At 75.9% G+C, this 12,622-nt stretch carries 11 protein-coding genes, 1 tRNA gene and 1 pseudogene; 11 read left to right on the top strand and 2 right to left on the bottom strand.

What is annotated here, in order from left to right; genetic code table 11:
- The 10 genes and pseudogenes from J5O08_RS12390 to J5O08_RS12345 form a co-directional block, all read left to right on the top strand.
- Positions 1-704, top strand: a pseudogene (locus tag J5O08_RS12390) (hypothetical protein); the annotation flags it as partial.
- Between the two features lie 49 nt (positions 705-753).
- Positions 754-1,203, top strand: a complete 450-nt coding sequence (locus J5O08_RS12385) for a roadblock/LC7 domain-containing protein (RefSeq protein ID WP_147794822.1) — start codon at positions 754-756, stop codon at positions 1,201-1,203.
- A gap of 8 nt (positions 1,204-1,211) precedes the next feature.
- Complete coding sequence (locus tag J5O08_RS12380) at positions 1,212-1,586, top strand: DUF742 domain-containing protein (protein ID WP_147794821.1); 375 nt, start codon at positions 1,212-1,214, stop codon at positions 1,584-1,586.
- Positions 1,567-2,217, top strand: a complete 651-nt coding sequence (locus J5O08_RS12375; RefSeq protein ID WP_147794820.1) for an ATP/GTP-binding protein — start codon at positions 1,567-1,569, stop codon at positions 2,215-2,217. Before J5O08_RS12380 ends, J5O08_RS12375 begins: the two co-directional genes overlap by 20 nt.
- Positions 2,218-2,252: 35 nt before the next feature.
- Positions 2,253-2,669: a PIN domain-containing protein gene (locus J5O08_RS12370; RefSeq protein WP_308281594.1), complete on the top strand. Its 417-nt coding sequence runs from the start codon at positions 2,253-2,255 to the stop codon at positions 2,667-2,669.
- A 327-nt stretch (positions 2,670-2,996) separates the two neighbouring features.
- A complete protein-coding gene (locus J5O08_RS12365; protein WP_218707182.1) occupies positions 2,997-4,184 on the top strand; it encodes a lytic polysaccharide monooxygenase in 1,188 nt (395 codons plus the stop codon).
- A gap of 82 nt (positions 4,185-4,266) precedes the next feature.
- Positions 4,267-5,373: a DUF916 domain-containing protein gene (locus tag J5O08_RS12360; protein ID WP_218707181.1), complete on the top strand. Its 1,107-nt coding sequence runs from the start codon at positions 4,267-4,269 to the stop codon at positions 5,371-5,373.
- Positions 5,374-5,416: 43 nt separating this feature from the next.
- Entirely contained in the window at positions 5,417-6,220 is an 804-nt protein-coding gene (locus tag J5O08_RS12355; protein ID WP_218707180.1) for an SDR family NAD(P)-dependent oxidoreductase, read from the top strand.
- A gap of 65 nt (positions 6,221-6,285) precedes the next feature.
- Positions 6,286-7,065, top strand: a complete 780-nt coding sequence (locus tag J5O08_RS12350; RefSeq protein WP_218707179.1) for a DUF3800 domain-containing protein — start codon at positions 6,286-6,288, stop codon at positions 7,063-7,065.
- Positions 7,066-7,211: 146 nt separating this feature from the next.
- Positions 7,212-7,305 (top strand) — tRNA-Ser (locus J5O08_RS12345).
- A 34-nt stretch (positions 7,306-7,339) separates the two neighbouring features.
- On the opposite strand, the gene J5O08_RS12340 is transcribed toward J5O08_RS12345, so the two are convergent.
- On the bottom strand, positions 7,340-9,178 hold the full coding sequence (locus J5O08_RS12340; RefSeq protein WP_218707178.1) for a glycoside hydrolase family 6 protein: 1,839 nt from the start codon (positions 9,176-9,178) through the stop codon (positions 7,340-7,342).
- A 289-nt stretch (positions 9,179-9,467) separates the two neighbouring features.
- On the opposite strand from J5O08_RS12340, the gene J5O08_RS12335 reads away from it, so the two are divergent.
- Positions 9,468-12,251, top strand: a complete 2,784-nt coding sequence (locus J5O08_RS12335) for a hypothetical protein (protein ID WP_218707177.1) — start codon at positions 9,468-9,470, stop codon at positions 12,249-12,251.
- Here J5O08_RS12335 and J5O08_RS12330 read toward each other — a convergent pair.
- Positions 12,221-12,613 (bottom strand): YchJ family protein, encoded by a 393-nt coding sequence (locus tag J5O08_RS12330; protein WP_218707176.1) that lies wholly within the window; start codon positions 12,611-12,613, stop codon positions 12,221-12,223. The genes J5O08_RS12335 and J5O08_RS12330 overlap by 31 nt on opposite strands.
- Positions 12,614-12,622: the final 9 nt, after the last annotated feature.

Below are 12,622 nucleotides of genomic sequence, written 5' to 3'. Positions count from 1 at the left end.
AGCCCGGCGCGTGGTCCGCCGCCCCCGCGTGGTCGGCGCCCGCCGAGCCCGCGTGGTCGCCCGAGCTGCCGGCCCAGGCCGCCGAGCCCGCGTGGGCCCCGCAGGAGCCCGCCGGTGCGGTGCCCCTGCCGACCCGCACCCGCGGCGAGGTCCCGCCCCCGGCCCCGGAGCCCGGCGCGCCCACGCCGTCGGAGCGCCGTCCGCACCGCGACATGAGCGCCTGGGCGTCGTCCTGGTCGCCCGACGGCGCGTCGGTCCCGCAGCCGGCGCCCGCCCCGTCGTGGTCCGCCCAGCCCGCCGCCGCCGCGGCGCCCGCCGCGGACCAGCCCCGCCGGCCCGGCGCGCTCGACGCGGAGGCGGCCCAGATGCTCGCCCTGCGGGCCGACATCCAGGAGCAGGCGTTGAGCGAGCTGAGCCAGCTGTCCGCGTACCGGCCCCAGGTCGACGTGCCGGCCGGCGGATCGCTCACCCGCCGCGTGCCGACCGCGATCCCGGCGGCCCCCGAGATCTCGCAGCCCGAGTCGGGCCAGGCTCCGGCGCGTGACGCCGACAGCCTGCGCGACCGGCTGTCGAGCTTCCAGTCCGGCAGCCGTCGGGGGCGTCGTGCCCTCGCGGACGCCGACGCGGGTGAGGCCGGCACCCAGCCGGAGCAGCCCCGCACCGAGTCCGACTCCCAGCCCGTCCCGCCGTCGCCGTCATGGTGACACCCGTCCCCGCAGCCGCAGCCGCGCCTGCATCACGTCAGGAGGATGTGTGACCACCCTCAGCACCGAGGCAGCCAACTTCGGCTGGCTCCTGGACAACTTCGTCCGGACCGTGCCCGGCACCCGGCACACGCTGGTGGTGTCGGCCGACGGTCTGCTCATGGCCATGTCCGAGCAGCTCGACCGCACCAGCGGCGACCAGCTCGCGGCGATCGTGGCGGGCATGTCGAGCCTGACCCGGGGAGCGGCGCGCCAGCTCCGCGCCGGCGACGTGCGGCAGGCGATCGTGGAGATGGACAACCTGTTCCTCTTCCTGATGAGCGTGTCGAACGGCTCCGTCCTCGCGGTCGTCGCCGACGCCACCTGCGACGTGGGCCTCATCGGCTACGAGATGGCGATGCTCGTCTCGCGGACCGAGGCCACGCTGACCCCGCAGCTCATCACCGAGATGCGCGGCAGCCTCCCCGTCGACGGCGCCACCCGCGCTCCCACCGTGTGAGGTAGCCGATGAGCGAGAGCGAGTTCGAGACCAGGACCGTCCGCCCGTACGCCCTCACCGGCGGCCGGGTGCGGTCCGAGCGGTCCGACTACCCCCTCGAGGCGCTGGTGGAGATGCTGCCCGCCGGCGTCTCGGGCCAGGGCCTCACGCCCGAGAAGCGGGCGATCCTGCAGCACGCGTCGCACGGCTACATCTCCATCGCCGAGCTGTCCGCCCTGCTGCACCTGCCCCTGGGCGTGACGCGCGTCGTCGTGTCCGACCTGGCCGACGCGGGCTACGTCCGCGTGCACTCGTCCACGCCGGTCGAGACCACCACCGGTCAGTCGCCCGCCCTGTCCCTGAGCGTCCTGGAGAGTGTTCTCAATGGCATTTCCGCCCTCTGACGCCGTGGCCACCGGCCAGGCCGCTGCCGTGCCCACCGCCCGCCCCGCCGGCGACGCCGGCGAGATGGGTGCCGCGCCCACCGTCGTGAAGATCGTCGTCGCGGGCGGCTTCGCCGTCGGCAAGACGACGTTCATCGGGTCGATCTCCGACATCGAGCCGCTGAACACCGAGGCCGCGATGACCGAGCACTCGGTCGGCATCGACGACGCGGGCGGGCAGACCGAGCGCAAGACGTCGACCACGGTCGCCATGGACTTCGGGCGCATCGCGCTGCCGGGGTCGCTGTGGCTGTACCTGTTCGGCACCCCGGGCCAGGACCGGTTCCTGTTCATGTGGGACGACCTGGTGCGCGGCGCGATCGGCGCCGTCGTGCTGGTCGACACCGACCGCCTGGACCAGTGCTTCCCGGCCGTCGACTACTTCGAGTCGCGCGGCATCCCGTTCGTCGTGGGCGTGAACTGCTTCGACGGCGTGGCCAAGCACCGCCTGGAGGACGTGCGCGAGGCGCTCGCCATCCCGGCGCACGTGCCGGTGCTCTACACCGACGCCCGGTCGCGCACCGCCACGAAGCAGACGCTGATCCAGCTCGTGCAGCTCGCCATGGAGCGGCTCCGCAGCTCCGCGGCGTGAGCTGACGACCCGCACGCCCCGCTACAGTGCGGGGCGTGCGGGTCTACGCCGACGGCTCGGCCCTCCTGCGCTACCTGCCGTTCCCGGACCACTCGGTGGACTGGCAGCGGTGGGCGGAGGAGCACGAGCCGGAACTCCTCGTCACGCCGCTGTCCCTGAGCGAGCTGCGCCACGCGGCCGCCACGGCGCCGGTGCACGTCCGCGCGCGCGCCCACGCCGCCGGCGAGCGGCTCGAGGTCGTCCGGTTCTCGGACCAGGCGGTCGGCGCGGCCGCGATGACGACCGCCGTGCTGTCGCCCTTCGCCTCGCTGCACCTCGGCGTCGCCCTGGCCTACCCGGAGATCACGGCGTTCGCGACGTACGACGTGCGGCTCGCCGCGGTCGCCGCGATCCACGGCCTGGTCGTCGTGTCCCCGGGCCTGCCCGACCGCTGGTGGGACGCCGCGGCCTGACCCTCTCGCACCCCGGCGGGTTGCTGGTACCTACAGCGATACCACGGGGGTGCACCCGGACCACTCCATCGGGCGTTCCACGCCGTCCGGGTGGCCGCGTGCGCAGCACGAACTTCTGGCGCCACGGGCGGCCGCTCCGCGCCGCGCAGCTCCTGCCGCGGGAAACCGTGCAGATTCGTGCGCACCACGGCAGAGCACCTACGCCCCCGCCGCGTCCCTAGCGTCGACGACGAGCCCGTGGCCGTCTCGGCACGGGCCGTTCGAGCGGGGGCGACTCGATCTCGCGCTCCGCGGGCCGGCCGCCCCCCGGTGCGAGAGGACGCGAAGATGAGACTGATCAGACGCACGCTGGGGACGGGGGCGGCGTTGGCGCTGCTCGCGCCGGTCGCCCTGGCGACGGCACCGGCCGCGTGGTCGCACGGCTACGTCGGCGGTTCCGAGTCGGGCATGGTGGCCCGGGCCGCGCTGCGCACCAACGCGAACCTCGGCGGCGTGCAGTACGAGCCGCAGAGCGTCGAGGGCCCCAAGGGCTTCCCGGAGGCGGGCCCGGCCGACGGGCAGCTCGCCTCGGCGGGGAACGCGCGGTTCTCCGAGCTCGACGAGCAGTCCGCGGACCGCTGGGTGAAGAACGCGATCTCGCCCGGGCCGAACCGCATCAGCTGGGTGTACACGGCACCGCACAGGACCACCCGGTGGGACTACTTCATGACGGTCCCGGGCTGGGACCAGAACGCGCCGCTGAGCCGCGCGTCGTTCGAGAAGATCGGCACCGTGCAGCACGACGGGTCGATGCCGACCGCCGGCGCTGTGCACGTGGTGGACGTCCCGGCGGACCGGGTCGGCTACCACGTCATCTACGCCGCGTGGACGGTCGACGACACCGGTGCCGCGTTCTACAACGTCATCGACGTGGACGTCGCGGGCGAGGAGCCCGGCGTGGTCGACCCGCCGGTCGACCCCGAGACCCCGCCGGAGGTCGACCCGCCGGTCGATCCCACGGAGCCCGAGGCGGGCGACGAGGGGACCGTCGACGTCACCGCGACCGTGCCGCGCCCGGAGCAGACGGACGGCGTGCTGGCCATGTCGGTGGCCGGCTCCGGGCTCGACCTCGGCGCGCCCGCCAACGCCGGGGACCGGCTGCGGTTCGAGGGTGCCCTGCCGACCGTCACCGTGACCGACTCGCGCTCCGACGCGCAGGCCGGCGACGGGGGCTGGACCGTGTCCGGCCGGGGTCGCGACCTCGTCGCGGGCGCCACGACGCTCACCGCCGACAACCTCGGCTGGACGCCGGTCCTGATCAGCGACAAGCACTGCGTCACGCCCGGGTCGCCCGTCGCGACCCGCCTCTCCGGCGGCACAGGGCTCGCGGGCTCCGCGACCCTCGCCACGGCGGCGTCGCACGGCCGTGCCGGTGCGACCGAGCTGACCGCGGGTGTGGTGCTCGACGTGCCGGTCGACGCGCCGGCCGGCAGCTACGCGGGCGCCGTCACGCTCACGCTGTTCCCGGTCGACTGACCCCCTGGTGCCGACGCGGTCGGTCGCCCCGGCCGCGTCGGCACCGCCGTGCCCGACCCCGACACCCCTCACGGAGCCCGCCGTGCCCCGCACGTCCGCCACGCCCCGTCCCCGGAAGCCCGCCGCGCTCGCCGTCGCCCTCGGCCTCGCGCTGCTGCCGGCGCTCGGCCCGCTCGCCCACGGCCAGGCCGCCGCGGCGGCGTCCGCCACCACCACCGAGCGCATCACCTGGGCGCTGGAACCCGCGACCCCCGAGGGCCCCGACGGGCGGGTCTCCTACCGGCACACCCTCGACCCCGGCGCCGAGGTCACCGAGCACGTCGCGCTGACCAACTTCAGCGAGCAACCGGTGGTCTTCGAGGTCTACGCGGGCGACGGCGTGCTCACCTCCGACGGGCAGTTCGACCTGCCCCCGGCGGGGACCGCCCCGGCCGGGGCGGGGTCCTGGGTCGCGATGGGCGACCCGGGGGGCGCCCTCGTCGAGCCCGGCACCGTGCAGCACCTGGAGGTCGTCGGCGGCGGCACCGTCACGCTGCCGTTCGTCGTGCGCGTCCCCGCCGACGCCACGCCCGGCGACCACCCCGCGGGGATCGTCGCCGCCGTGGCCACGAGCACCGCCGACGGGGTCGGCGTCGACAGCCGGGTCGGCGCCCGCCTGCACCTGCGGGTCACCGGCGACGTGGTCACCGCCCTCGCGGTGCCCGAGGTCACCGCCGCCTACGTCCCGTCCTGGAACCCGTTCTCCGCCGGCACGCTGCGGCTGGAGTTCCCGATCGCCAACGCCGGCAACGTCCGGCTCGGCGGCACCGTCGTCACCCGGGTCGCGGGCCCGTTCGGCCTCGCCGAGGGCGGCACCGAGGGGCCGGACCCGCGGGAGGTGCTGCCCGGTGCCTCCGTCCCCGTCACCGCCGAGATCCCCGCCTGGCCGTTGGGGCGGCTCGCCGGGGAGGTGACCGTCACCCCCGTCGGCGTCGGCGCGGACGCGCACACCGGCGCCTCCGTCCTGATCCAGGTGCCGTTCAGCGCGTGGGCGCTGCCGTGGTCGCAGGCCGCCGTGGTGGTCCTGGTCGCCGCCGCCGTGGTCGCCGCGGTGCTGCTGCACCGGCGCCGCGCCGACGCCGCTCGGCGCCGGTTCGACGAGGCGGTCGCCGCCGCCCGCGCGCCCGCCGGCCGCCCGGGGGTCCGCTGACCGCGCCTCGCGGAGTCCGCGCCCGACCGCCTACCGTCGGGGTATGACGCAGCTCGACCTCACCGGGCGCACCGCGCTCGTCACCGGCTCCACCCAGGGCATCGGCGCCGCGATCGCCGCCGGGCTGGCCCGTGCCGGCGCGCGGGTGGCCGTCAACGGCCGCACCGCGGGATCCGTCGACGCCGCCGTCGCGCGGCTGTCGGCGGAGCTCGGCGACGGCCCGGGATCGTTCGTGGCGGCCCCGGGCGACGTCAGCACCGACGCGGGCGCCGAGGCGGTCCGCGCCGTCGTCCCCGACGTCGACGTCCTGGTCAACAACCTGGGCATCTTCGAGTCGCGCCCGGCCCTGGACATCACCGACGACGAGTGGCGCCGCTACTTCGAGGTCAACGTGCTCGCCGCGGTGCGGCTGACCCGCGCCTACCTGCCCGGCATGACCGGGCAGGGCTGGGGCCGCGTGCTGAACATCGCCTCGGACTCCGCCGTCGTCATCCCCGCCGAGATGATCCACTACGGCATGTCCAAGACCGCGCTGCTCGCGGTCTCCCGGGGCTTCGCCAAGGAGGCCGCGGGCACCGGGGTGACGGTGAACTCGGTCATCGCGGGCCCGACGCACACCCGGGGCGTCGAGGACTTCGTCTACTCGCTCGTCGAGAAGGACCTGCCGTGGGACGAGGCGCAGCGGGAGTTCATGCGCCGGCACCGGCCGCAGTCGCTGCTGCAGCGGTTGATCGAGCCGGAGGAGATCGCGAACCTGGTCGTGTACCTCGCGTCTCCGCTGGCGTCGGCGACGACCGGTGGTGCGCTGCGCGTGGACGGCGGGTACGTGGACGCGATCCTGCCCTGAGGGGTTCGGACTGAGTGGGTACTGCTGAGTGGTCGGCGGTCCTCGAGGTGGCGGCAGGATGCCACGTGACGGCGCCGAGCGAGGCCCGGTTCAGTACGACAGACAGGGCGGCGATGCAGCGGCAGGCCGATCGCAGGAACGTCAGCGGACTCCTGCTCGCGTACGTGGACGAGTCCTACTCACCTGACTGGTTCACCCTCGGTGCCGTCATCGGCGATGCTGCCGCGGTGAGGCGGATCGAGGTCGGTTTCGACGCTCTCGTGGCTCGGTACAGGGGCCAGTTCGACCTGGACGCGGGCACCGAGCTGCACGGATACCCGATGTTCCAGGGAGCAGGCGTGTGGCGACGTGTCCCGCTGCGAGCTCGGATCAACCTCTACGCCGGGGCGATGCGGGTGGTCGGGGACTCCGGGGCCAGGGTCATCCTCCGGGGGATCGACGTCGCTCGCCAGAGAGTGCGGTACGTGCACCCCCACCCGCCGCACGAAGTGGCTCTCGCGCACATGCTGGAGCGCATCGACTCCTCCGCAGACGCGCGTCGCGCCCATGCCCTGGTGCTGGCGGACGAGGTGCACAACAGCGAGCGGCACCGGACGAACTTCCGCGACTTCCGGACCGACGGGACGCCCGGTTACCGGAGCAGCACGCTGCCCCGGCTCCTCGACACGATCCACTTCGCGCCTTCACACCACTCGCGGCTGCTGCAGGCGGCGGACCTGGTGACCTTCCTGTACCGGCGCCGGTCCGCGCACGTCGAGAGCGACGAGCGGGCCAGGGCTGCCAACGACCTGATCTGGTCGCACGTCGAGCCCGCCGTCGAGCACGAGCACTGCTGGCGGCCGTAGACGCACGAGAGCCCCGTCCGTCGACGGGGCTCAAGGCAAGGCGGGAGGCCTGTCGGCGTCCTGCTCCGCCAGGTTAGCGAAGGTGAAGGCTCGACCGCCACCCACCTCTGGCTCGGGTCCCCGCTGGTAGGGTCGCCGCGTTCGTGGGAGGGCTGGCTGAGCGGCCGAAAGCGACGGTCTTGAAAACCGTTGGGGCGTCGAAAGGCGTCCTCGTGGGTTCGAATCCCACGCCCTCCGCCAGCGGTCCGCGACCGACCACCGCGCGCCGGACCCGTCACCACGCCGCGCGCGAGGCCAGCCCCAGCGTGTAGTCCTCCCAGTAGGTGCCCGCGACGGGACCGCCGTGGCAGGTCCCGTCCGACCGGCCCACCGTCTTGATCCACAGGTCCGCCACGTGCGGGCCGCCGCTGCCCGTCGCGCCGGGCGCGGCACCGAGCGCGCGGCCCTCCGGGTTGCACCACACCGTGCCGTCCGGGCCGGCGAGCGGCCCGGCGCCGTTCCGCGAGGTGTCGACGACGAACGCCTTCCCGCCGAGCAGCGCCGACAGGTACGTGCCGTACGCGACCTCGTGCTCGCTGCGCTGGAAGTTCGACACGTTCACGGAGAACCCGGCGGCCCGGTCGACGCCAGCCGCGCGCAGCCGCAGGGCCATGTCGCGCAGCTGCTCGGCGCTCCAGCCGAAGCTGTTGCTGCTGGCGGCATCGAGGTAGACCTCGGCGCCGGCGGCCCGGTACGCCTCGACGGACGCCCGGAGCAGCGCGAGCCGCTGGTCCCGGTCGCCGCACCGCTCCAGGTGCAGCAGGGCGTCCGGCTCGACGACGACGACGGGGCGGGAGCCGCGCAGGCCGGCGGCGACCGCGTCCACCCACGCGCGGTACTCGGCTGCGGTCGCGAACCCGCCGGCCGAGTACGAGCCGCAGTCGCGGTCGGGGATGGCGTAGGTGACGAACACCGGCGTGCGGCCGGCCGCCGTCGCCGCTGCGGCGTAGGCACGGACGGCGGTCGTGCCGTCGGCGGGACCCAGCCAGCGTGCGGCGCCGCCGCTCGCGGCCTTGTCGAGCAGCGCGGCGTCGGCGGTGCGGCCCTCCGTGCGGGCGGTGGCCGCGGCGCGGGCGACGTCGGACGCGGGGTCGGCGTACGGCGGGGCGGCGGACAGCACCGTGCGGTACACCCGCTCGCCCGCACCGGCGTCGGTCGAGGCGCCGCCGCCCGAGCCGGAGCCCGGTCGGGACACCACCGGCAGCGCGGCGGGCAGCGGCAGGGTCACGACGGCGGGCACCCGCTCCCCGGTCGGGGCAGCGGTGGACCAGACGCTCGCGCCCGCCGTGGAGATCAGGTAGATCCGCGCGTGGTCCTTGACCACCAGCCGCGCGCCCGGTGCCGACGCGCCGGCGGACCACAGCTCGACGCCGGTGGGGGAGACGACCTGGAGGTCACCGGCGGGGGTCACGCGGGCGGACGCGCCGCGCGCGGTGGTGCCGGTGCGCCAGACCACGACGCCGCCGTGGGTCAGCACGAGGTCGCCGTCGGCGCCCATCGCGAGCCGGACGTCGCCGGTCGCGATCGACTCGCCGGCCAGGAGCAGGCCGCCGGACGGGACGCGGTCCGCCGGGGTGGTCCGGAGCGCGGGGCCGTCGGTGGTCGACTTCCACACCAGCCGGCCCGCGGTGTCGACGGTGTACAGGACGCCGTCGGGCTTGATGATCGAGCGGGCGCCGGGCGAGTCCGCGCCGGTGGTCCAGAGCAGGGTGCCCGAGGCGGAACGCACCTCCAGCGCGCCCGAGGGCTGCTGCACGAGCCGGGCCCCGGGGTTGCCGGTCGTGCCGGTGTGCCAGAGCACGGGACCCGAGCCGAGCCGCACGGTCACGTCGCCGTCGGCGCCGACGGCGAGGACGTGCGCGCTGCCGGCCGCGGTGCGGGACGCACCGGCGGTGATCGCCTGGCCGCCGGTCAGCCGGTCACCCGCCGGGGTGGGGGCGGACGCCGTGGCCGGGGACGGGGCCAGCACGACCACCACCAGCAGCGCGGCGGCTGCCGCGCGGACGGCGGCGACGAGGAGTCGCGACCACGCGACGGTCGGGCGGGACGGATGCGGGCGGGCGGCGCGGGGCATGGCGGGGTCCTCGTCGGGGAACGGCTTTCCCTCCCCATCGGCGACCTGCCCGCTCCCCGGCCCCGTCGGGGCGGGTGAACCGCCGCCGAGGCACGGCGTCCACCTCCCGAAAGGCGGCCGCAGCCACCTACTCAACTGCGATGCCGCCACTCAAAACACCGATCCCGCGGCGTCGGTGCTACTCAAAAGTCGCGATCGCCACCTACGGGCCCAGGAATCACGCGCAGAGCTCCGCTGACATGCGAGTCCAGACGACGGCGTCCGAAGCCGTCCGGAGGAGGACACGCAGATGCCGAGGACACCGGCGCGCCGCGCAGCGCGCGCCCTGGGTGCGACCGTGACGGCGCTGGCGCTCGGGCTCGGGGGAGCCGCGGTGGCGCCGGCGGTCGTGGGGCAGGCCGCGGCGGCGGACGAGGGGTCGGTGCTGCTGATCGAGCCGTTCGACCAGGCCACCGTGGCGGACTCCCGCGTGATCCCGCTCGGGTCCGCCTGCCTGACTGCGGCCCGCTCGGGGCTGACACCGCCCGGGAACGGTGGCGGGTCGGCGCTGGGGCCCTGCCCGCCCGGGACCGGCAGCGGGCCGACGGCGGGCGCGACGCCGGGGTACCTGCAGCTCACCGACGACCTGCTCAACCAGGCCGGTGGGGTGGCGCTCGACCGCGCGGTGCCGGCCGAGGCCGGCCTCGTCGTCGAGTACGACCAGTACATGTACCGTCCCCGCACGGGGGACGGCGCCGACGGGATCGGGCTGGTGGTCGTCGACGGCGCGCACGACCTCCGCGCGCTCGGTGCCTTCGGCGGCAGCCTCGGCTACGCCCAGGACTCCACCACCGCGGGCGTGTCGGGTGCGTACCTCGGCGTGGGGTTCGACCTGTACGGGAACTTCGCCCGGGACGTGACCGGCCGGGGTGCCGGCTGCGCGGCCCCGTCGCCCTACGGGACCACGATGGTGCCGAACGCCGTGACGCTCCGCGGGCCGGGCGACGGCCGCAGCGGGTACTGCTGGCTCGCGACCCAGGCGCTGAACCCGAGCACGCAGCGGCTCGACGCGTCCGGCTGGACGTCGACCGCCGCGCTGATCGACGCCGCGCGCCGCAACGTCCGCGTGACCGTGAGCCCCGACGTGCGGCCGGTCGTCACCGTCGAGATCGACTTCACCGGGACCCGCGGTTCGTACCAGACCGTGCTGACGCACACGATGGCCGAGGACGCCCCCGCGACCTACAAGCTGGGCTTCGCCGCCGCGACCGGAGCCGTGAGCGACGTGCACCTCGTGCGCGACGTCGAGGTCCGCACGGTCGAGCCGCTCGCACCGCTGCACCTCGTCGCCCAGGTGGCGCAGACGGACGACCTCCCGGACGCGTTCCGGACCGGCGACGCGATCCCGTTCGACCTGGTCGTCACGAACACGGACGCCGAGCCGCTGACCGACGTGCGCGTGCACGACCCGTTGGTCGGGCCCGACGAGGTGTGCGTGGTGCCCGAGCTCGGCCCCGCCGGGTCGGCGACGGCGTCGGTGACCTGCCGGGTCGAGGTCGTCGTCGACGCCGAGCACGCCCGGGCCGGCGAGCTGCTGAACGCGGCGCGGGCGACCGCCGTCGGGGCGGACGGCCCGGTCGCCGCGGCCGCCGACGTGCTGGTGCCGATCACCGGGAGCCCGGCGCTGCAGGTCGTCGGCTCCGCGGTGGTCGACGGCGGGCCGGGCGGCCTGGTCACCGCGGGTGACGGCGTGCTCCTCACCTACGAGGTGCGGAACACGGGCGACGTCGACCTGACCGACGTGCGGGTCGAGGAGCAGCTGGGCGTCCCGGTCACCTGCGACGCGACCGGGCTGGCGCCCGGGGACGCGACGGCCTGCGCCGCGGAGCGCTACGCGCTGCGGGACGCCGACGTCCTCGCGGGCGGGGTCACGAGCGTCGCCACCGCGGACGGGTCCGTCCCGGCGCACGCCGACCCGCTGGTGCCCGCGACGAGCACGCTGGAGGTCCCGCTCGTCGCGGCGACCGTCGGGCTGGCGGTCACGCAGGAGGCCGCGCTCGTCGCGGACCACGGCGACGACGTCGCGGACGTCGGCGACCTCGTCCGGTACGCGGTCGTCGTCGAGAACACGGGCGACCTCCCGCTCACCGGGCTCGCGGTGGCGCACGACCGGGCGGGTTCCACTTCCTGCGCGGCGGACGACCTCGAGCCGGGTGGCTCGACGACCTGCGTCGGGGACGCCGACCACCTCGTGACGGAGGACGACCTCGTGGCGGGTGGCGTGGCGGCCGTGGCCCGCGCCACGGCACGGTCGGCCGGCGGGGTCCTGACCTCCGCCGAGCACGCCGTCACCACCCCCACGCGGGCCGCCGTGGCCGGGATCGCGCTCGCGATGAGCGCCGACGTCGAGGAGGAGGGTGTCCCCGACGTCCAGGTGCGGTACGCGTTCGAGGTGACCAGCACCGGCACCGTCACCGTGCACGACGTCGCGGTCGCCGACCTGCGGGTGGGCGACGTGCCCGCCGGCCTGGTCGTGTGCGAGCGCGCGCAGCTGGCACCCGGCGAGGTGACCGGGTGCGTGGCGGAGCAGCCGTACGTCGTGACCGACGCCGACCGGGAGGCGGGGGAGGTACGGGCGACCGCCACCGCGCACGCCCGGGCGCCCGAGGGCGTGCCGGCCGTCGAGCCCGTCGCCGCGGAGGCGACGGCGGTCGTGCCGGGGATGGTCGTCGACCCGGAGCCGGAGCCGGAGCCCGAGCCCGAGCCGAGCCCGGAGCCGGAGCCCGAGCCGAGCCCGGAGCCGAGCCCGGAGCCGGAGCCGAGCCCGGAGCCGAGCCCGGAGCCGGAGCCGAGCCCGGAGCCCTCGCCGATCGCCCCGCCGGGCGGCGGCGACGGCGGGACCGTCGACACCCCGCAGGGGTCCCCGCCGGGCGCCGGCCCGACCGGCGGCGTGGACCCGGTCGCGGATCCGGGCGGCCTCGCCGTCACGGGCCCGGCGGTCGCGGGGGCGTCCGTCCTCGCGCTCGTTCTGGTCGTGGTCGGCCTGCTGGTCGCCCGCCGGCGTCAGGCGGGCTCGACCGACCCGTCGACGTAGGTCCACGCGCCGTCCTCGCGGACGAACCGGCTCACCTCGTGCAGCGACCCGCGGCCCTGCGGGTCGCTGTACGAGGCGCGGAACTCGACCGTGCCGGCGGAGTCGAACGGTCCGCCGCGGTCGGTGGCGAGGACGTCCAGCCTCCGCCACACCATCGCGTCGTCGAGGTCGACCGTCCGGGGGCGGGTCGAGGGGTGCCAGGTCCTCAGGAGGTACGCGGCGTCCCCGACGGCGAACGCGCTGTACCGGGACCGCATGAGCGCCTCGGCGGTGGCGGCGGTCCGCTCGCCCCGGTGCAGCGGCCCGCAGCACTCGTCGTAGGGCAGGCCGCTCAGGCAGGGGCAGCGGGTCGGGGTCGGCACTCGACCAGT

It is taken from the genome of Cellulomonas sp. PS-H5 (assembly GCF_019265565.1).
GTDB lineage: Bacteria > Actinomycetota > Actinomycetes > Actinomycetales > Cellulomonadaceae > Cellulomonas.
Note: the sequence above shows the minus strand (reverse complement) of the source record. Positions and strands in the feature narration are given on the sequence as shown.

Coding starts and splice junctions, on each gene's coding strand:
- J5O08_RS12380 (WP_147794821.1), top strand. CDS start 1,212: ATGAGCGAGAGCGAGTTCGAGACCAGGACCGTCCGCCCGTACGCCCTC.
- J5O08_RS12375 (WP_147794820.1), top strand. CDS start 1,567: ATGGCATTTCCGCCCTCTGACGCCGTGGCCACCGGCCAGGCCGCTGCC.
- J5O08_RS12365 (WP_218707182.1), top strand. CDS start 2,997: ATGAGACTGATCAGACGCACGCTGGGGACGGGGGCGGCGTTGGCGCTG.
- J5O08_RS12355 (WP_218707180.1), top strand. CDS start 5,417: ATGACGCAGCTCGACCTCACCGGGCGCACCGCGCTCGTCACCGGCTCC.
- J5O08_RS12340 (WP_218707178.1), bottom strand. CDS start 9,178: ATGCCCCGCGCCGCCCGCCCGCATCCGTCCCGCCCGACCGTCGCGTGG.
- J5O08_RS12335 (WP_218707177.1), top strand. CDS start 9,468: ATGCCGAGGACACCGGCGCGCCGCGCAGCGCGCGCCCTGGGTGCGACC.